The organism is Pseudomonas sp. E1BtOHC1, assembly GCF_058744285.1.
Map to the genome: position 1 here is coordinate 2,310,318 of NZ_CP196023.1, position 17,674 is coordinate 2,327,991.

A 17,674-nucleotide genomic window follows, 5' to 3' on the forward strand; every position below is an offset into this window, starting at 1 on the left:
TTTACTCCCCTTTGCCGCCTGCAGCTTTGTCAGTTGCCTGTGCAGGGGCCGGGTTCTTCGCTGCTACGTTGGTTGCTTCGCTGGCCTTGACTTCAATGCCTGGCTTGACGAATTGCAGGCCTTCGGTGATCAGACGGTCACCGGCTTTCAGGCCATCTTCCACCAGCCACTGGCTACCGACGGTGCGGCTGGCCTTGAGCTGGCGCAGCTCGACCTTGTTGTCCGGGCCAACCACCAGAGCGGTCGGGGTGCCTTTCAGGTCGCGGGTCACGCCTTGTTGTGGCGCCAGGATCGCTGCACTGTTCACCCCGGCTTGCAGCTGGGCGTGGACGAACATGCCCGGCAGCAGAGTGTGCTGAGGGTTGGGGAACACGGCGCGCAGGGTCACCGAGCCGGTGCTTTCATCCACCGAGACTTCGGAGAACTCCAGCTTGCCTTCGAGCTTGTACTGGCTGCCGTCTTCCAGGGTCAGTTTGACCTTGGCGGCGTTGTCGCCAACTTTTTGCAGGCGACCGCTTTCCAGCTCGCGGCGCAGCTCCAGCAACTCAACCGAGGACTGGGTGACGTCGACATAGATCGGGTCCAACTGCTGGATCACCGCCATGGCATCGGCCTGGCCGTTGCTGACCAGAGCGCCTTCGGTCACCGAGGAGCGGCCAATGCGGCCGGTCAAAGGCGACAGCACCTTGGTGTAGCGCAGGTTGATCTGGGCGCTTTGCAGGGAGGCTTCCGATTGCAGACGGTTGGCCACGGCGGTGTCGTATTCCTGACGGCTTACGGCTTGCTCGTTGACCAATTGCTTGTAGCGATCGGAAATCGACTGTGTGGACTGCAGATTAGCCTGAGCACTCTTCAGCGTTGCCTCGTAGATCGACGGATCGATCTGATAAAGCTGCTGACCTTCCTTAACATCTCCGCCTTCTTTGAACAGACGCTTGAGAATGATCCCGTTTACCTGTGGGCGAACTTCGGCGATGCGGAACGCGGTGGTCCGGCCCGGGAGTTCGGAAGTCAAGGTAAAGGCTTGTGGTTGCAGGGTGACGACGCCGACCTGAGGGGCTTGAGGGGCAGGCGCCGCCTCTTCCTTTTTACATCCGCTGAGCAGCGATGCCAGGGCGACGGCAGTGACCAGAGCGGTAACAGCTGGCTTGAGTTGCATGAAGATCCTCGGGTCAGGCACGCAAGATGCGCACAAGAAAAGTGGAAGGGTAAAAAGAGTTGGCTGAGTGGATTAGTAGCTTGCTAAGGAATATACTTACGTTCATGGTTGTTTGTAAATACCCTGGCGGCGTACCCATCCGGTTACAAAAGCCCCTGTAGGTGTTGAATTGTAGGCTGGGCAAACGGCACTCGAGATGCCGTTCCATATTTATTCAGAAGGTCTTCACGCATCGCTGAAAGATCCTGATCGAGGTTTTACTGCCATGGTCCGTCGTACCAAAGAGGAAGCTCAAGAAACCCGCAGCCAGATACTCGAGGCCGCCGAAAAGGCCTTTTACGAGCGTGGCGTGGCGCGTACCACCCTGGCCGATATCGCGGCACTGGCGGGGGTGACGCGGGGTGCCATTTATTGGCACTTCAGCAATAAGGCCGATCTGGTGCAGGCCATGCTCGACAGCCTGCGTGAACCCTTGGATGAGATGGCTGCCGCCAGTGAAAATGTAGATGAAATGGATCCGTTGGGCTGGATGCGCAAGCTGCTCATTCATTTGTTTCATCAAGTTGCCCTGGACCCGAAAACCCGACGCATTAATGAAATTCTGTTTCATAAGTGCGAATTCACCGATGAAATGTGCGATCTGCGTCGCCAACGTCGCGCCGCCAGCCTGGACTGCAACCTGCGTATCGAGCTGGCGCTGACCAATGCAGTGAATCGTGGGCAATTGCCCGAAAACCTCGACACGATGCGGGCGGCTATCAGCATGCGCGCCTTTATCGATGGCATCCTTTATCAATGGCTGCTGGCCCCTGACAGCTTCGCTCTGCACACCGAGGCAGAGCGCTGGATCGACATCGGGCTGGATATGCTGCGCTTGAGCCCGAGCCTCCGTCATTAAGACAAAATGCGTAATTGAGTCCAGTTGTGTCAAGATTTACGGCGAGGGAGATTCATTCCAGCGCTCGCCAGATCGCGATGGGGTGCTTTTATATACGGGCTGGCTGCATCTTGATAGATAGCGAGCTACGTATTTTGTAGGGATTTTGTTGCGGGTGTGTGAATGAGTGTGAACCCTTCACCGTTCAAAGGCGCAGAACAGCCAATCAAGGGTATCGCCCTGATTTGTCTGGCGGTTCTGCTCTTCGCCAGTCACGACACGCTGTCCAAATACCTCTCGGCCTTTTACCCCATCGTCATGGTGGTCTGGGCGCGTTATGTGGTTCATACGCTGCTGATGCTGGTGGTGTTCGTCCCCCGCAGCGGCTTTTCCGCGGTGGTGCGAACCAAGCGTCCCGGCCTGCAACTGCTCCGGGCCTTGTGTCTGATCGGCACCAGCCTGCTGTTCACCACCGGCCTGCGCTATATCCCCCTGGCGGAAGCCACCGCGGTCAACTTCCTTGCGCCCTTGCTGGTCACGGCCTTGTCCGTGCCGTTCCTGGGCGAGCGGGTCAGCCGCGGGCAATGGCTGGCGGTGCTCGCGGGCTTCGTCGGGGTGCTGATCGTGGTGCGTCCCGGTGGCGTACTCTTCACTCCGGCGATCCTGCTGCCCCTGGGCTCGGCGCTGTGCTTCGGCTTTTATCAGTTGCTCACCCGCAAGCTCAGCGGCATCGACAGCCCCACCACCAGCAACTTCCTGACCGGGATCTTCAACAGCCTGATCATGAGTGCGTTGTTGCCGTTCTTCTGGAGCACGCCGAGCTTTGTCCACGGCTTGTTCATGATCGGCCTCGGCACCTGCGGCATGCTTGGCCATATGCTGCTGACCCAGGCCTTCCGCCATGCCGCGCCGGCAATGCTGGCGCCGTTCAGCTACGGGCAGATTCTGTTCGCCGGCCTGTATGGCTACCTGATCTTCGGTCATACCCCAGACAGCTATGGCCTGATCGGCATCGCGGTGATCTGCCTGAGCGGCCTGGCGGTGGCCTGGACGCAACGCAAGCGCTGATCCCGGCGCTCACAAAAAAGCCCCGGCTCGCGAGAGTCGGGGCTTTTTATTTACCGATCCAGGCTTACAGCGTCGGATAGTCGATGTAACCGACCGGGCCCTTGCCGTAGAAAGTTTCCGGATGCGCCTCGTTCAACGGGGCGTCGGCCTTCAGGCGGGCCGGCAGGTCCGGGTTGGCAATGAAGGGCACGCCGAACGCCACGGCGTCAGCCTTGCCGGCGGCCAGCCAGGCATTGGCACTGTCCTTGGTGAAACGCTCGTTGGCGATGTAGGGGCCGCCGAAGGCCGCTTTCAGCTGCGGACCCAGGCTGTCAGCGCCTTCTTTCTCGCGGGAGCAGATAAAGGCGATGCCGCGTTTGCCCAGCTCGTGGGCTACATAAGTGAAGGTCTCCGCCAGGTTGTCGTCGCCCATATCATGGGAGTCGGCACGGGGTGCCAGGTGCACGCCCACTCGGCCGGCGCCCCAGATGTCGATGGCGGCGTCGGTGACTTCCAGCAGCAGGCGGGCACGGTTCTCCAGGGAGCCACCGTACTGGTCGGTGCGCTGGTTGGTGCTGCTTTGCAGGAACTGGTCCAGCAGGTAGCCGTTGGCGCCGTGGATTTCCACACCGTCAAAACCGGCGGCCTTGGCGTTTTCCGCACCGACCCGGTAAGCGTCGACGATGTCGGCGATCTCAGCGGTTTCCAGGGCGCGCGGGGTTGGGTAGTCGGCCAGTGGACGCACCAGGCTGACATGGCCCTTGGGCTGGATGGCGCTTGGCGCCACTGGCGTTTCACCGTCCAGGTAGGACGGGTGGGAAATCCGGCCCACGTGCCACAGCTGCAGGAAGATCTTGCCGCCGGCGCCGTGCACCGCCTTGGTCACGTTGGACCAGCCACGCACCTGGTCGTTGGACCAGATGCCGGGAGTGTCCGGGTAGCCCACGCCCATTGGGGTCACCGAGGTGGCCTCGCTGAGGATCAGGCCAGCGGAAGCCCGCTGCACGTAGTACTCGGCCATCAGTGCATTGGGTACGCGGCCAGCGTCGGCGCGGCAGCGGGTCAGCGGCGCCATGATGATGCGGTTGGACAGCTCGAGGTCGCCGATCTTGATCGGATCAAAGATAGTGGTCATGGAATGCAGCCTTCTATATAGGAAAGAAACGGGTCAGTGGGTCGCAGGGGCCAGTTCGGCGTTGCCGCCCTGGCGAAAGGTAATCAACGTCACCAGCAGGGCCAGGATCGCCAGGACCGCCGCCGCCAGTGGCACGCTGGTCAGGCCGAAACCGTGGGCGATGACGCTGCCGCCGACCCAGGCGCCCAGGGCGTTGCCGATGTTGAAGGCGCCGATGTTCAGGGTCGAAACCAGGTTGGGGGCAGCCTTGCCGAAGGTCACCACATTGACCTGCAGCGCCGGTACCGCGGCAAACGAAGCGGTGGCCCAGAGGAACAGGGTGATCTCGGTGGGAATCAGCGCCACGCTGGTCCAGGTCAGCACGGTGGAGACCACGGCCATGGCCGCGAACACGCCGATCAAGGTGGCCCCCAGGCGCTTGTCCGCCAGCTTGCCGCCGATGATGTTGCCCAGGGTCAGGCCCAGGCCGATCAGCAGCAGGGTCCAGGTCACGCCCTGGGGCGAGACGCCGGTGACGTCGCCGAGCAGCGGCGCAACGTAGGTGAAGAGGGTGAACATCGACGCGGCAAACAGTGCGGTCATGCTCAGGGACAGCCAGATCCCCGCGCCCTTGAGGGCTGCCAGTTCCGCACGCATGTCGAGTTTTTCCTCATCGCGCTTGGCCGGCAGGAAGCGCAGCAGGCCGATCAGCGCCACTACACCGATTACCGTCACCGCCCAGAAGGTCGAACGCCAGCCGGCTGCCTGACCCAGGGCGGTACCCAGGGGCACGCCGAGTACATTGGCCAGGGTCAGGCCGGTGAACATCAGGGCCACGGCCGAGGCGCGCTTGTTGGCGGGCACCAGGCCGGCAGCCACCACTGAACCAATACCGAAGAAGGCACCGTGGCACAGCGCAGTGATCACCCGGGCGAACATCAGCACGTTGTAATCACTGGCCAGTGCACACAGCAGGTTGCCGACAATGAAGATCCCCATCAGCGCCACCAGGGCTGCCTTGCGCGGCAGGCGTGCGGTGGCCAGGGCCATGAACGGCGCGCCGATGGCCACGCCCAGGGCGTAGCCGGTAACCAGCCAGCCGGCGCCGGGAATCGACACCCCGAGGTCCGCCGCCACATCGGGCAAAAGCCCCATGATGACGAACTCGGTGGTGCCGATGGCGAAGGCACTCAAGGCCAGGATGATGAGTGAAAGGGGCATTGTCGGGTCCTTGTCAGATCAGAGCTGTTGGCTCATTTGCGTGAGGAACTGCTGGATGACTTCCTCATTGCGTTTGAAAAAATGCCATTGGCCGACTTTCCGGCTGCTGATCAGGCCTGCACGTTGCAAGGTGGCGAGGTGGGCGGAGACGGTCGACTGCGACAGGCCGCAGCGTTGATCGATCTGTCCGGCACAGACGCCGTGCTCATTGCTGTGAGCCTGATCGGGAAATTCGACTGTCGGGTCTTTCAGCCAGTGCAGGATTTCCCTGCGAACCGGATGTGCCAGGGCTTTTATTATTTCGTCGAGGTCGAGGGACATGGCGGTGCTCGTTTTCCATAAAACGTTGTATCGCGATGAGGCGAAATTTAAATCGTTATTTCGCGATATACCAATATGATTTTGATCTTAAATCATTACTTATCGGTATATCGGGTTATAACGATATGCGAGGCGCAGTGCTAAGCTGCGCAAATGAATTATCTCGCACATCTGCACCTTGGCGGCCAGCGCCCGGGTCAATTACTCGGCAGCCTGTATGGCGATTTCGTCAAAGGGCGCCTGCAAGGGCAGTTTGCCCCCGAGGTCGAGGCGGCGATCCAGCTGCATCGGCGCATCGATACCTACACCGACAGCCATCCTCTGGTGGCGGCGGCACTGTCGCGTTTCTCCCTGACCCGACGGCGTTACGCCGGCATCGTCATCGACGTGTTTTTCGACCACTGCCTGGCCCGGGATTGGCAGCATTACGCCGATCGCCCCTTGCCGCTGTTCACTGCCGAGGTGTATCGGGTGCTGGCGGCCGAACCGCAGTTGCCAGCGCGCCTGGCGCAGATTGCGCCCTATATGGCGGCGGATGACTGGCTGGGTTCCTATCGCGAATTTGCGGTGCTGGAGCAGGTGTTGCGAGGGATTGCCCGGCGCCTGTCACGGCCAGAGGAACTGACCGCGGCGATGGGCGAGTTGGAGCGGCTGTATCAGCCGTTGAGCGAAGATTTTCGTGCCTTCTACCCGCAGTTGCAGAGTTTCGCCGCCGAACACACCCAACCAGGGCAATGAATGGCGTTTTGTAGGCGCTGGCTTGCCAGCGAAAACGTCCTCGTGGGCGGTGCCTGTCTCAAGGACCTCTTCGCCGGCAAGCCGGCTCCTACAGGGCGTTTCAGGCGGCAACCAGTTCGCCGTTGCGGCGTGGTTCGGCGGGTTGTACGACATCACCGAACAGGGCTTTGTGCACCGCTTGCTGGGCCTGGAAGGCCAGCGCCGCACGTTCCTGGCCCTGGCAGGCAATGGGCTTGAGCACATGGATTTCCACTCGGCCCTGATCGTTGGCAAATAGCCGCATCAGGTGCGAGAGCAGGTCGTCGTCGCCAATGAAGGGGGCCAGGGTGTCGATCTGGCCATCGCGCAAATAACGGATCGCCACGGGTTGCAGGGATACTTCGGCATCGATGGCGCTGGCCAGCAGGCGTCCGTGGAAGGTGCGCAGGCCACGGCCGTCGGTGGTGGTGCCTTCGGGAAACAGCAGCAGCGGGTGCTGCTCCTGCAAGTGGCGGGTCATTTGCTTGCGGATCAACTGGCTGTCACCGGCCCCACGACGGATGAACAGGCTACCGGCCTTGGCCGCCAGCCAGCCCGCCACCGGCCAGGTGCGCACTTCGGCCTTGGACAGAAAGGACAGCGGCGTGAGCATGCCCAGCAGCGGAATATCGGTCCAGGACACGTGATTGCTGACCCAGAGCATCGGCTGGCGAGGCAACTCGCCGTGCACCGTGACCCGGAACGGCAGGGCATTGCTCAGGCGTGCCATGAAGAACCGCGACCAGCGCTGGCGCCGGACCATGGAATTGGCAACACCCAGGCGCTCCAGCAGGCCAAAGATGCTGGCCATGCTCAGGCCCAGCGCCACCACCAGCAGTACCCGGGCGATGCGCCCGTAGACCCGCAACCGGCGCATCAAACCGCCGCCTTGAAGTGCCGGGCATACCGCGGGCACAGCTCGTCGCGCTTGAGCAGGATGAACACGTCGGCCACCTGGAAGTCCTGGTCCCAGCAGGGTTCGCCGCAGATCTTCGCCCCCAGGCGCATGTAGGCCTTGAGCAATGGCGGCATCTCGGCGATGACATTGGAAGGGATGTCCAGGCTGGGCAGCGGGTTCTTCGGCTCGGCCCGCAGGTGTTCGGTACTCAGGTAACGCTCCCGCAGTCGCTGCATGATGGCCTGGGCCTGGATGCCGCCGTCCTGCATCGGAATGCTGGCGCACCCCATCAGGTAGCTGTAGCCGCCCTGGTTGAGCACTTCCGCCAGTTCGCCCCAGAGCACGGCGATGGTGCCGCCGTTGCGATAGGCCGGGTCGACACAGGTGCGGCCGATTTCCAGGATGGGGCCCTTGAGGTGCGTCAGGCCGTGCAGGCTGAACTCTTCCTCGCTGTAGAAACGTCCCAGGCTGCTGGCGGCCTGATGGTCCAGCAGGCGGGTGGTGGCTACCAGGCGCCCGGTGTTCAGGTCGCGGACACCGATATGGCTGCAGTGAACGTCATAGTCATCCATGTCCAGACCCAGTTCCGCGCCCTTGAGCTTGGCGTTGAACTCGCCGCTGAAGACGTTGAAACGCAGGGCCTGGGCTTCCTGCAGGGCCTGGGCGCCGATCAGGCGTTCGGCTTGCAGGCGGCGTTCAGTGCCGGTGTCGCTGATGCGGGCGATCTGAGTCATTGTGAATCTCCGTGCGGGCTACCGACCCGCCTTGGGTTGCAGCCAATCGACTTTGTTGTGCAAAGTCAGGCTATGTAGCCCCGGTGTCATCGCCATGAAGCTTTGGTGATGCTTATATGACAGCCCCTGAGGATCTTCGAATGCCCTGGCAAGCCCTGCTCGAGAGCCGTGAACGACTGCCCGTCAACCCCGATCTGGCCGAGGGCTACGGGGCTTTGCTGGCCCATTTGGGCAGCGTTACGCCCTTCGAACTGGCGGTGCTCGGGGGCCGCCTGATGGAGACTCCGGGGCTGGCGTTCCTGGTGGGCTACCAGGCGGCATTGCGCATGTTGTGGCCCAGTGCGCCGCAAAGCCTGGGGGCTTTGTGCGCGACCGAACGCCGCAGCCTGCGCCCGGCGGACATGCAGACCCGGCTGGAGGATCTGCGCCTGCAAGGGCGCAAGGATTTCGTGACCGCCGGCGATGCCGCCGACTGGCTGTTGGTGGCGGCGCGCAGCGAGGCCCCGGGTGAGCGGGCAGCATTGCGCCTGACCGTGGTCTATGCCGGAGAGCCTGGGGTCAAGGTCCAGACCCTGCCGGCCATCGCCCTGATGCCGGAGATCAGCCACGGCTGCCTGTTGCTGGAAAACGCTGCCTGCGAACTGCTGGCCGGCGATGGCTGGGACGCCTATGTCAAACCCTTCCGCACCCTGGAGGACATCTATGTCCTGAGCGCCATGCTCGCCTGGCTGTATGGCGTGGGGCAGGACAGTGGCTGGCCGCAGCCCTTGCAACTGCAGTTGCTGGGATTGCTTGCGGGCTGTGCCGAAGTCAGTCGGCAGAATCCTTCCTTGAGTGGCGGGCACATTCTATTGGGTGGTTTGTTCACGCAGTTCCAGGTATTGCGGCCTGAAATCGACGCCGCCTTCGCCAATGGCCCTGAGCGTTGGCGCAGCCAATGGTCCCGGGACCAGGCCCTGCTGGACCTGGCTGCCAGCGCCCGGGAGCAACGCCTGGCCAAAGCCCTGGCCTCGTTTTAGCAACGGCGCCCCCTTGCGTAGGAGCCGGCTTGCCGGCGAAGGGGCCGGATGGTTTTGCACAAGGCTTGATGCTCCCTACGCCAGCCAGTGCCAACAAACGAGGGCGCTTGCAGTGAAACTGTCATCCGCCTCAACTAGGCTCGGCCACTGACGTCATTCGAGGCTCATCCATGGTCAAAGGTCCGATCCTGCTGGCGTTGCTTGTATGCCTCAGCCTGCCGGCCTGGGCCGAGGAGTGGCCGGCGCAGCAATGGAGTCGAGGCCCGGTCGTCGATAGCCCGGCGCTCAAGGCTCTGGAGGACTACGCCTTCGTGCCCAGGGACGACCAGTCCCACAAAGGCATTCGTACTGATGCCTTGCTAGTGATCCGCGATGGCCAGGTGCTTTACGAGCGCTACGCCGGCGCCACCGGACCCCAGACGCCCCATCTCATCTGGTCGGCCAGCAAAAGTCTGTTGGCGGTAGTGTTGGGCGTTGCCTACGGTGAAGGCCGCTTCCAGCTCCAGGACCCCGCGGCACAATATTACCCGGCGTTACAGGCGCATCCGGCCATCACCCTGGGTGACTTGTTGCACTGGGCCTCGGGTCTGGACTGGCAGGAAGACTACGAATACGCCCCCCTCAACTCCTCAGTGGTGGCCATGCTCTACACCCGCGGGCATCGGGACATGGCGGCATTTGCTGCACAGCAGGCGCGCTCCACTCCACCGGGGCAGGCCTTCCGTTACTCCAGCGGCGATAGCAACCTGCTGGCGGCCAGCCTGCGGGGGATGGTGGGGGCGGACCAGTATGCGGACTATCCCTGGCGTGCCCTGTTCGAACCGCTGGGCATCACCCAGGCGGTGTGGGAACGCGACGCCGCCGGCACCTTCGTGGCGTCTTCCTACCTCTACCTGACGGCCCGCGATCTGGCCCGTGTCGGCCTGTTGATGCAGCGCGACGGTCGCTGGCGTGATCGGCAGTTGCTGCCCAGGGCCTGGGTCGAGTTCTGCCGTACGCCTTTCGCTGGCTATCGGGCCAACCAGGATGAGGCGGTGGCGGGCGGGCACTGGTGGCTCAACCGCTCGGTGGATGGCGCCCCCCAGCCCTGGCCCGATGCGCCGGCGGATGCCTACGCGGCCCTGGGGCACTGGGGGCAGGCACTGTATGTCCTGCCTGCACAGCGCCTGGTGATCGTGCGTTACGGCGACGACCGCGATGGCAGCTATCGGCACAATGAGCTGCTCAAGCGAGTCCTGGCGGCTTTCTCCAGCAAGGGGCAGCCATGAGACGCCGGGCCTTTTTCCGCCGTCATCCGCTGTTCGGCCTGGTGCTGGTGGCGCTGCTCCTGTTGCTGGGCTGGAGCTGGCAGCAACGGGAGGCCCTGCAAGCCTTCCCGGATATCCTCGGTGCCTATACCGCCAAGGAGTACTGCTCCTGCCGCTACGTGATGCAACACCCCGCCGACTACTGCCGGGCCTATGTGCGCCAGTACCTGCCCATCAGCGGTTTTAGCGATGAACCGCTGAGCCGACGTGTCACCGCCAGCGCCCTGGGGCGTACCCATAGCGCGCTCTGGCTGGGCCCCCGGGAAGGCTGCCGCCTCGATCCCTGATCCTGGATCAGGCATCGCTGCAGATTATGTGTTCCATCCAGTGGAACCACATTTGATTGTCCTGTGCTCCGGCTCGCGGTTATCTGACGCAGAGCTTCGAGCACGCTCCTGCGCCTCGTGCAACGCTCCGAAAAAAAGAACGGGAAGCCACCCGGCCCAGAGGAGATACGCCATGACCCGACACCAGCACATCCTTGCCTGGCTCAACGACATTGCCAGCGATCTGCGGGCCATCCGCCAGGATATTCATGCCCACCCGGAACTGGGGTTCGAAGAGCAACGCACTTCGGCGCTGGTGGCTCGTTGTCTGGAGGAATGGGGTTATGAAGTGCACACCGGCGTCGGTCGAACCGGGGTCGTGGGCGTTCTGCGCAACGGCACGGGCACGCGCACCCTGGGCCTGCGGGCGGACATGGACGCCTTGCCGATCATCGAGAACACCGGGGCTTCCTACAGCAGCCGCCATGGCGGTTGCATGCACGCCTGCGGGCATGACGGCCACACCACGATCCTGCTGGGAGCGGCGCGCTACCTGGCGGCGACCCGAGCGTTCGACGGCACCCTGAACCTGATCTTCCAGCCCGCGGAAGAGGGGCAGGGCGGTGCCGAGGCGATGCTTGCCGATGGCCTGCTGGAGCGCTTCCCCTGTGATGCGCTGTTCGGCCTGCACAACATGCCCGGGCTGCCGGCCGGTCACCTGGGCTTTCGCGAGGGGCCGATGATGGCGTCCCAGGACTTGCTCGAGGTGATTGTCGAAGGCGTCGGCGGCCACGGCTCCATGCCGCACCTGGCGGTGGACCCCTTGGTAGCCGCGGCCAGCATGGTCCTGGCGTTGCAGACGGTGGTGGCGCGCAATATCGATGCCCAGGAAGCGGCAGTGGTGACGGTCGGCGCCCTGCAGGCCGGCGAGGCGGCCAACGTGATTCCCCAGCAGGCGTTGTTGCGCCTGAGCCTGAGGGCCCTCAATGCACCGGTGCGCGAGCAGATGCTGGAGCGGGTCAAGGCGATCATCCAGACCCAGGCCGAGAGCTTTGGCTGCAGCGTCAGCATCGACCATCGCCCGGCTTATCCGGTGCTGATCAACAGCCCGGAAGAAACCGAGTTTGCCCGGCGGGTCGGTGTCGAGCTAGTGGGGGCCGAAGCGGTCAATGGCAACACGCCGAAGCTGATGGGCAGCGAAGACTTCGGCTGGATGCTGCAGCGCTGCCCCGGCAGCTACCTGTTCATCGGCAATGGCGTAGCGCAACCGATGGTGCATAACCCGGGTTACGACTTCAACGACGACATCCTGCTCACCGGTGCGGCCTATTGGGGTGCCCTGGCGGAGAGCTGGCTCAAGCCCGTCTGAGCCTTCCTGTTCCTGTAGCGCTGTTCGGTCCGGGCGTTCCATGCGCCCGGAACTTTTCCGAGCCCGCAAGAAGGCTCAAAAGTTTCAAGGAACCTCCCATGAGCGTCTCGATACCCTCTGTTTCCAAGACCCGGCAGGTGGTTGCCGCCGTGGTTGGCAACGCCCTGGAATGGTATGACTTCATCGTCTATGGCTTTCTCGCCAGCTTTATCGCTCGCCAGTTTTTTCCGGCTGAAGATGAGTACACCTCGCTGCTGATGGCCCTGGCCACCTTCGGCGTGGGCTTTTTCATGCGCCCGGTGGGCGGCGTGCTGCTGGGCATGTATTCCGACCGCAAAGGCCGCAAGGCGGCCATGTTGGTGATCATCCAGCTGATGACCCTGGCCATTGCGATGATCGTCTTTGCCCCCAACTACGCGGCCATCGGCCTGGGCGCGCCGTTGCTGATCGTGGTGGCGCGGATGCTTCAGGGCTTTGCCACTGGGGGGGAGTACGCCAGCGCCACGGCCTACCTGGTGGAAAGTGCCCCGGCGGACAAGAAAGGCCTGTATGGCTCCTGGCAACTGGTAGGACAGTGCCTGGCGGTGTTCAGCGGAGCCGCGATGGTGGCGGCGGTGACCCACTTCTTTTCACCGCAGACCCTGGATCTCTGGGGCTGGCGCCTGCCGTTCGTGATCGGTCTGCTGATCGGTCCGGTGGGGCTGTGGATTCGCAAGTACATGGAGGAGCCGGGGGCCTTCATCGAGGCGCGCAAGCAGGTGCGTGGCAAGGGGCCGGGGCTGTGGCAGGTGGTGTCGGCCTACCGCCGGGCAATCCTGGTGTCCATGGGCCTGTGCTGCGGCGGCACCGTGTCTTTCTATGTGGTGCTGGTGAACATGCCGACCTTCGCCCACACCAACCTCGGCCTGCCTCTGGATCAGGTACTGCTGGTGCAGATGTTGGCCGTGGCCCTGATGACCGTGGTGATTCCCTTTGCCGGAGCACTGTCGGACCGCATCGGCCGGCGCCCGGTGCTGATGGCCTTCACCCTGGCGTTTTTCGTCATGGTCTATCCCTTGTATGTGTGGGTCGCCGCGGCGCCGTCCATTGAGCGTCTGCTGGTGATGCAGATGTTGCTGTGCGGTGCCATTGGCGGTTTTTTCGGTCCCGGTCCTACGGCCCTGGCCGAGCAGTTTCCCATCGAGGTGCGCTCCACTGGGGTATCGGTGGCGTATAACGTTACGGTGATGCTGTTCGGTGGCTTTGCGCCCTTGATCGTGACCTGGCTGAGCAAGGTCATGGCCACGCCGGTGGCGCCATCCTTCTATGTCTTGCTGACCTCGATCCTCAGTCTGCTGGGTATCTACTGCATGTACGACGCGGTCAGAGACGACAAACCCGATGCCGTGACCCTGGGAGGCGAGTCTTGATCAAGCACCGCGAACCAATGGCCAACGAATCCATCGTCGAGCTGGACGCCCTGGCGCTTTCCCGGGCGATCCATGCCCGCGAGCTGTCCTGTCGCGAGGTGATGCAGGCTTATCTGCAGCAGATCGAGCGTTACAACCCCGGCGTCAATGCCCTGGTCTCCCTGTGCGATCCGCAGGACCTGCTGGCCCAGGCCGATGAGCGTGACCGGCAACTGGATCGGGGACAGTCCATGGGCTGGATGCATGGCATGCCCCAGGCGATCAAGGATCTGGCAGCCACTGCGGGGCTGACCACCAGCATGGGGTCGCCACTGTTCGCCGATCAGGTACCCCAGGTGGATGCCATCAGCGTGGCCCGGGTCCGGGCCAGCGGCGCGATCATTGTCGGCAAGAGCAACGTGCCGGAGTTTGGCCTGGGCTCTCATACCTACAACCAGTTGTTCGGCACCACCGGCAATGCTTACGACAGCAGCCTGAGCGCCGGCGGCAGCAGCGGCGGTGCGGCGGTGGCCCTGGCCTTGCGCATGCTTCCAGTGGCCGATGGCAGCGACATGATGGGCTCGCTGCGCAATCCGGCGGCCTTCAACAACGTGTTCGGCATGCGCCCCTCCCAGGGGCGGGTGCCATTCGGCCCGACCCCTGAGCTGTTCGTGCAACAACTGGCTACCGAAGGACCGATGGGCCGCACGGTGGCTGATGTGGCACGGCTGTTGAGCACCCAGGCCGGTTACGACCCGCGGGCGCCCTTGTCCCTCAAGGAAGATCCGGCGTTGCTGCAGGCGCCTCTGCAACGGGATGTACGCGGACTGCGCCTGGGCTGGCTGGGGGACTACAACGGGTACCTGGCCATGGAGCAGGGAGTCCTGAGCCTGTGCGAAAAGGCCCTGGCCGACTTCACCCGTCTGGGCTGTGAAGTGGAAAGCTGCCAGCCGGAGTTTTCCATGGCACAACTGTGGGACTGCTGGCTGGTGCACCGGCACTGGCTGGTCCAGGGTTCCCTGGGGCTGTTGCACAACGACCCGGACCAGCGCCGCTGGCTCAAGCCCGAGGCACGGTGGGAAGTAGAGGGCGCGGCCAACCTCAGTGCCGCGGACGTGTATCGCGCTTCCCAGAGTCGCAGCGATTGGTATCGCGCCTTGCTGCGACTGTTCGAGCGTTACGATTTTCTGCTGCTGCCTACGGCCCAGGTGTTCCCTTTCGATGCACGGCAGGCCTGGCCAAGGCAGATCGATGGGCAGGAAATGGACACTTATCACCGCTGGATGGAAGTGGTGATCGGTCCGACCCTGGCCGGTCTGCCCAGTATCAGCATTCCGGTGGGGTTCAATCTGTCGGGCCTGCCCATGGGCTTGCAGATCATCGGGCCGGCCCAGGCCGACCACGCTGTGCTGCAACTGGCCTATGCCCACGAACAACTGACGCAATGGGTGCGGCAACACCCTCCGGGTAATCTGCTGTAACCAGGCAAATGCCGTTGATAGGGTTCTGAGGCCCGCATCTTGCTGGGTAAAACCTTACCCATCCTCAGTCAGGGAGTTCGGACTATGGCCAGCAAGGTAGAAACCGGTAGCGTGCGTTCCGTGGAACGGGCCCTGGCCATCGTCGAGTTGCTGGGCCAGCACCAGGCCCTGGGGCTCGAGGAGTTGCACTACCTGACGGGGCTGCCCAAGGCCACGGTGTCGCGCATGTTGCTGACCCTGCAGGAGCAGGGCTGGATCTACCGTGGCCTCAGCGATCGGCGTTATCGCCTGAGCGCTCGCAGCCTGTTCGGTGACAGCCGGCAACGTTTCAAGCGCCATCTGGTGGAGCAGGCAGCGCCCTGGATGCTGGAGTTGAGTGCACGCACCGGACTGGTCAGTGACCTGTCGAGTTTTGACGGCGAGCACCTTGAGGTCCTGGAAAGTGCGGTGCCTGCGGTGTTGCGCAAGCGTTACCCGACCAACAGCCGGATTGTCGGCCAGCACGCCAGCCTGTTTCATTCGGCCATGGGCAAGGCTTGCCTGGGGGCCCTGGCCAGTGATGAAGTCGCGCGTCTGGCCGAGCGTGAGCGAGTGCCGGCCGAAGACCGGCAACAGGCTTGCGCTCAGTCCCAGCATCTGGGGTTCGGCCAGCGTACCGAGGGGCACTGGGAGTATCCGGTGCGCCTGCCCTTTCTGATTCGCGCGGTGGCCTTGCCGTTGCAGGCCGAAGGTCGGGTGATCGGCAGCATCGCCCTGCATTGGCCGATGGACCTGAGCTGTGTCGAACTGGTGCGCAATCGCCACTTGGGATTGCTGGCCGACACCATCGAGCAATTGCAGAAGTCCATTGCCTGAGCCATTCCCCGTCTGCAACGGCTGAGCCCCACTTGAGCGCGGTGTTTGCCAGCCCCCTGGCAGCCGGTTAAGGTGGCGCCTTCTGTTCACGGGAGCTTGCATGCGTACGCCGATCCGCCTTCTTCTCAGCCTGCTCGGGGTACTGGCCCTGCCGGCCCAGGCCAACTGGTACCTGGACAACGAGTCTTCCCGGGTGTCCTTCGTGACCACCAAGAACGCCAGCATTTCCGAGGTCCAGCGCTTTCTGGTGTTGCACGGCAAGGTCGACGCCAAGGGCCAGGCCCAGTTGCAGATCGAGCTGGACTCGGTCAGCAGCGGCATTCCTCTGCGGGATGAACGCATGCGCCAGGAGCTGTTCCAGGTCCAGCAGTTTCCCGAGGCGCAGATCACGGCGCAGATCAACCTGCGGCCGATCAACGACCTGGCCCCCGGGGCGCAGATCGAGTTGCTGCTGCCGGTCACCGTGGCCCTGCACGGCCAGGAACACACCTACAACGCCGAACTGCTGGCCACTCGCCTGGATGAGCGGCGTTTCCAGGTGGTGACCTTGGAACCCCTGGTCCTCAATGCCGAAGACTTCAACCTGGCGCCGGGCCTCGACAGCCTGCGCAAGGTGGCTGGCTTGTCGGCCATCAGTTTCTCGGTACCGGTGGGTGCGGTACTGATCTTCACGGCGCGCTGAAATGCGCGGAGCGGTGTTCCCCTGGCGTGAAGGCAACCGCTTCGAGCTGCTGATCGACGGTCCCCAGTTCTTTCCGCGCATGCTGGTGGCCATTGCTCGCGCCCAGCAACAGGTGGAGCTGGAGCTGTATCTGGTGGAAGCCGGTTCATGTGCCGAGGCTTTGGTCCGGGCCCTGGTCCAGGCTGCCGAGCGCGGGGTACGGGTGCGCTGTCTGTTCGATGACTATGGCAGCCTGGCCTTTACCCAGGCCTTGCGCCTGCGCTTGACCAAGGTTGGTGTCGAGTTGCGTTTCTACAACCGCCTGAAGTGGCGCCAGGGCTTTCTCAACCTTTACCGCGACCATCGAAAACTGCTGTTGGTGGACCAGTCCCTGGCCGTGGTGGGCGGTACTGGGGTTACCGATGAGTTCTGGCAGCCCGAGGACAACAGCTGCGATTGGCATGAAGTGATGGTGGAGATCGCCGGGCCCACGGTGCAGGACTGGCAGAGGCTGTTCGATCGCCAGTGGAGCGCCAACCTGCGCAGGGGCGCCTGGCGGCCCAACGTCGATTTTGGCCTGCCCCATCTGCCCCGTGTACCTGACTCGGGGGAGGGCATGGGCCGTGTGGCTTATGCCGACTCGCGTCAGCATCGCGACATCCTGCATTCACTGATTCGTGCCCTGCACAGCGGCCAGCAACGCATCTGGCTGGCCACGCCTTATTTCTTGCCCACCTGGTCGGTGCGGCGCTCATTGCGCAAGGCGGCCGCCCGGGGCGTCGACGTACGCCTGTTGCTGACCGGGCCGCACACCGATCATCCGGCCGTGCGCTATGCCGGGCACCGTTACTACCCGCGCCTGCTCAAGGCCGGCGTGCGGATTTTCGAGTATCAGCCGCGTTTCCTGCATTTGAAGATGGCGCTGGTGGACGACTGGGTCAGTGTGGGCTCGTGCAATTTCGACCACTGGAACCTGCGCTTCAACCTGGAAGCCAACCTGGAAGCCCTGGACCCGCCACTGACGCGCTCCGTGGCGGCGAGCTTCGAGGCGGACTTTGCCCAGAGTGAAGAGATCAGCCTGGCGCAGTGGCGCAACCGGCCGTTGTGGCGGCGGATCAAGCAGCGGATCTGGGGCTGGGTCGACCGCCTGGTGGTCAACCTGCTGGATCGTCGCGGCTAGGCGCCAAGGGCAGAGGCGTAA

18 protein-coding genes are annotated in these 17,674 nt (G+C 63.3%); 12 read left to right on the forward strand and 6 right to left on the reverse strand.

The genetic code is table 11. The annotated features are described in order from the left end of the window. Nucleotide 1 precedes the first annotated feature (1 nt). Complete coding sequence (gene emhA, locus ACSSVC_RS10615) at nucleotides 2–1,159, reverse strand: efflux RND transporter periplasmic adaptor subunit EmhA (protein ID WP_346634991.1); 1,158 nt, start codon at nucleotides 1,157–1,159, stop codon at nucleotides 2–4. Nucleotides 1,160–1,424: 265 nt separating this feature from the next. Between emhA and emhR the strand changes: the two genes are divergently transcribed. Together emhR and ACSSVC_RS10625 are read left to right on the forward strand one after the other, a co-directional pair. After that, nucleotides 1,425–2,057, forward strand: coding sequence for an efflux system transcriptional repressor EmhR (emhR, locus tag ACSSVC_RS10620; protein WP_346635024.1), 633 nt, complete (start codon nucleotides 1,425–1,427; stop codon nucleotides 2,055–2,057). Nucleotides 2,058–2,219: 162 nt separating this feature from the next. Continuing rightward, nucleotides 2,220–3,104 carry a DMT family transporter gene (locus ACSSVC_RS10625; RefSeq protein ID WP_346634990.1) on the forward strand — a complete coding sequence of 295 codons (885 nt, stop codon included), beginning with the start codon at nucleotides 2,220–2,222 and terminating at the stop codon, nucleotides 3,102–3,104. A gap of 64 nt (nucleotides 3,105–3,168) precedes the next feature. Here ACSSVC_RS10625 and ACSSVC_RS10630 read toward each other — a convergent pair whose 3' ends face one another. The 3 genes from ACSSVC_RS10630 to ACSSVC_RS10640 are packed head-to-tail and all read right to left on the reverse strand — an operon-like array spanning nucleotide 3,169 to nucleotide 5,739. Beyond that, nucleotides 3,169–4,218 carry an alkene reductase gene (locus tag ACSSVC_RS10630; RefSeq protein WP_492612266.1) on the reverse strand — a complete coding sequence of 350 codons (1,050 nt, stop codon included), beginning with the start codon at nucleotides 4,216–4,218 and terminating at the stop codon, nucleotides 3,169–3,171. 33 nt (nucleotides 4,219–4,251) lie between these two features. After that, the gene (locus ACSSVC_RS10635) at nucleotides 4,252–5,418 is read right to left on the reverse strand and encodes an MFS transporter (RefSeq protein ID WP_346634988.1); all 1,167 of its coding nucleotides are present in this window, start codon (nucleotides 5,416–5,418) and stop codon (nucleotides 4,252–4,254) included. 18 nt (nucleotides 5,419–5,436) lie between these two features. Continuing rightward, nucleotides 5,437–5,739 (reverse strand): ArsR/SmtB family transcription factor, encoded by a 303-nt coding sequence (locus tag ACSSVC_RS10640; protein WP_016965050.1) that lies wholly within the window; start codon nucleotides 5,737–5,739, stop codon nucleotides 5,437–5,439. Between the two features lie 153 nt (nucleotides 5,740–5,892). Here ACSSVC_RS10640 and ACSSVC_RS10645 point away from each other — a divergent pair, with 153 nt between their 5' ends. Further along, nucleotides 5,893–6,477 carry an acyl carrier protein phosphodiesterase gene (locus ACSSVC_RS10645; protein ID WP_492612267.1) on the forward strand — a complete coding sequence of 195 codons (585 nt, stop codon included), beginning with the start codon at nucleotides 5,893–5,895 and terminating at the stop codon, nucleotides 6,475–6,477. Nucleotides 6,478–6,577: 100 nt separating this feature from the next. Here ACSSVC_RS10645 and ACSSVC_RS10650 read toward each other — a convergent pair whose 3' ends face one another. Both ACSSVC_RS10650 and olsB read right to left on the reverse strand, forming a co-directional pair. Beyond that, nucleotides 6,578–7,372, reverse strand: coding sequence for a lysophospholipid acyltransferase family protein (locus tag ACSSVC_RS10650; protein ID WP_346634986.1), 795 nt, complete (start codon nucleotides 7,370–7,372; stop codon nucleotides 6,578–6,580). Beyond that, complete coding sequence (gene olsB, locus ACSSVC_RS10655) at nucleotides 7,372–8,127, reverse strand: L-ornithine N(alpha)-acyltransferase (protein WP_346634985.1); 756 nt, start codon at nucleotides 8,125–8,127, stop codon at nucleotides 7,372–7,374. Before olsB ends, ACSSVC_RS10650 begins: the two co-directional genes overlap by 1 nt. Before the next feature lie 140 nt (nucleotides 8,128–8,267). On the opposite strand from olsB, the gene ACSSVC_RS10660 reads away from it, so the two are divergent. The 9 genes from ACSSVC_RS10660 to ACSSVC_RS10700 all read left to right on the forward strand — a co-directional run bounded on the left by ACSSVC_RS10660 (nucleotide 8,268) and on the right by ACSSVC_RS10700 (nucleotide 17,653). Continuing rightward, nucleotides 8,268–9,146, forward strand: a complete 879-nt coding sequence (locus ACSSVC_RS10660; RefSeq protein ID WP_346634984.1) for an acyl-CoA dehydrogenase middle domain-containing protein — start codon at nucleotides 8,268–8,270, stop codon at nucleotides 9,144–9,146. A 170-nt stretch (nucleotides 9,147–9,316) separates the two neighbouring features. Continuing rightward, entirely contained in the window at nucleotides 9,317–10,414 is a 1,098-nt protein-coding gene (locus tag ACSSVC_RS10665; RefSeq protein WP_492612268.1) for a serine hydrolase domain-containing protein, read from the forward strand. Further along, the gene (locus ACSSVC_RS10670) at nucleotides 10,411–10,740 is read left to right on the forward strand and encodes an amidase (RefSeq protein ID WP_446438952.1); all 330 of its coding nucleotides are present in this window, start codon (nucleotides 10,411–10,413) and stop codon (nucleotides 10,738–10,740) included. The genes ACSSVC_RS10665 and ACSSVC_RS10670 overlap by 4 nt, the downstream gene beginning before the upstream one ends. Before the next feature lie 172 nt (nucleotides 10,741–10,912). Beyond that, nucleotides 10,913–12,088: a M20 aminoacylase family protein gene (locus ACSSVC_RS10675; protein WP_492612269.1), complete on the forward strand. Its 1,176-nt coding sequence runs from the start codon at nucleotides 10,913–10,915 to the stop codon at nucleotides 12,086–12,088. Nucleotides 12,089–12,186: 98 nt separating this feature from the next. After that, nucleotides 12,187–13,497 (forward strand): MFS transporter, encoded by a 1,311-nt coding sequence (locus ACSSVC_RS10680; protein WP_492612270.1) that lies wholly within the window; start codon nucleotides 12,187–12,189, stop codon nucleotides 13,495–13,497. A 17-nt stretch (nucleotides 13,498–13,514) separates the two neighbouring features. Beyond that, nucleotides 13,515–14,957, forward strand: a complete 1,443-nt coding sequence (locus tag ACSSVC_RS10685) for an amidase (protein WP_492612558.1) — start codon at nucleotides 13,515–13,517, stop codon at nucleotides 14,955–14,957. 84 nt (nucleotides 14,958–15,041) lie between these two features. After that, entirely contained in the window at nucleotides 15,042–15,812 is a 771-nt protein-coding gene (locus ACSSVC_RS10690; protein WP_346634979.1) for an IclR family transcriptional regulator, read from the forward strand. Between the two features lie 100 nt (nucleotides 15,813–15,912). Then, nucleotides 15,913–16,494 carry a YceI family protein gene (locus tag ACSSVC_RS10695; protein WP_402889407.1) on the forward strand — a complete coding sequence of 194 codons (582 nt, stop codon included), beginning with the start codon at nucleotides 15,913–15,915 and terminating at the stop codon, nucleotides 16,492–16,494. 1 nt (nucleotide 16,495) lies between these two features. Beyond that, the gene (locus ACSSVC_RS10700; protein WP_346634977.1) at nucleotides 16,496–17,653 is read left to right on the forward strand and encodes a phospholipase D-like domain-containing protein; all 1,158 of its coding nucleotides are present in this window, start codon (nucleotides 16,496–16,498) and stop codon (nucleotides 17,651–17,653) included. The last annotated feature ends 21 nt before the right edge of the window (nucleotides 17,654–17,674 follow it).

Coding starts and splice junctions, on each gene's coding strand:
- ACSSVC_RS10625 (WP_346634990.1), top strand. CDS start 2,220: ATGAGTGTGAACCCTTCACCGTTCAAAGGCGCAGAACAGCCAATCAAG.
- ACSSVC_RS10665 (WP_492612268.1), top strand. CDS start 9,317: ATGGTCAAAGGTCCGATCCTGCTGGCGTTGCTTGTATGCCTCAGCCTG.
- olsB (WP_346634985.1), bottom strand. CDS start 8,127: ATGACTCAGATCGCCCGCATCAGCGACACCGGCACTGAACGCCGCCTG.
- emhR (WP_346635024.1), top strand. CDS start 1,425: ATGGTCCGTCGTACCAAAGAGGAAGCTCAAGAAACCCGCAGCCAGATA.
- ACSSVC_RS10700 (WP_346634977.1), top strand. CDS start 16,496: ATGCGCGGAGCGGTGTTCCCCTGGCGTGAAGGCAACCGCTTCGAGCTG.
- ACSSVC_RS10630 (WP_492612266.1), bottom strand. CDS start 4,218: ATGACCACTATCTTTGATCCGATCAAGATCGGCGACCTCGAGCTGTCC.
- emhA (WP_346634991.1), bottom strand. CDS start 1,159: ATGCAACTCAAGCCAGCTGTTACCGCTCTGGTCACTGCCGTCGCCCTG.
- ACSSVC_RS10695 (WP_402889407.1), top strand. CDS start 15,913: ATGCGTACGCCGATCCGCCTTCTTCTCAGCCTGCTCGGGGTACTGGCC.
- ACSSVC_RS10675 (WP_492612269.1), top strand. CDS start 10,913: ATGACCCGACACCAGCACATCCTTGCCTGGCTCAACGACATTGCCAGC.
- ACSSVC_RS10680 (WP_492612270.1), top strand. CDS start 12,187: ATGAGCGTCTCGATACCCTCTGTTTCCAAGACCCGGCAGGTGGTTGCC.
- ACSSVC_RS10640 (WP_016965050.1), bottom strand. CDS start 5,739: ATGTCCCTCGACCTCGACGAAATAATAAAAGCCCTGGCACATCCGGTT.
- ACSSVC_RS10690 (WP_346634979.1), top strand. CDS start 15,042: ATGGCCAGCAAGGTAGAAACCGGTAGCGTGCGTTCCGTGGAACGGGCC.
- ACSSVC_RS10685 (WP_492612558.1), top strand. CDS start 13,515: ATGGCCAACGAATCCATCGTCGAGCTGGACGCCCTGGCGCTTTCCCGG.
- ACSSVC_RS10645 (WP_492612267.1), top strand. CDS start 5,893: ATGAATTATCTCGCACATCTGCACCTTGGCGGCCAGCGCCCGGGTCAA.
- ACSSVC_RS10670 (WP_446438952.1), top strand. CDS start 10,411: ATGAGACGCCGGGCCTTTTTCCGCCGTCATCCGCTGTTCGGCCTGGTG.
- ACSSVC_RS10635 (WP_346634988.1), bottom strand. CDS start 5,418: ATGCCCCTTTCACTCATCATCCTGGCCTTGAGTGCCTTCGCCATCGGC.
- ACSSVC_RS10650 (WP_346634986.1), bottom strand. CDS start 7,372: ATGCGCCGGTTGCGGGTCTACGGGCGCATCGCCCGGGTACTGCTGGTG.
- ACSSVC_RS10660 (WP_346634984.1), top strand. CDS start 8,268: ATGCCCTGGCAAGCCCTGCTCGAGAGCCGTGAACGACTGCCCGTCAAC.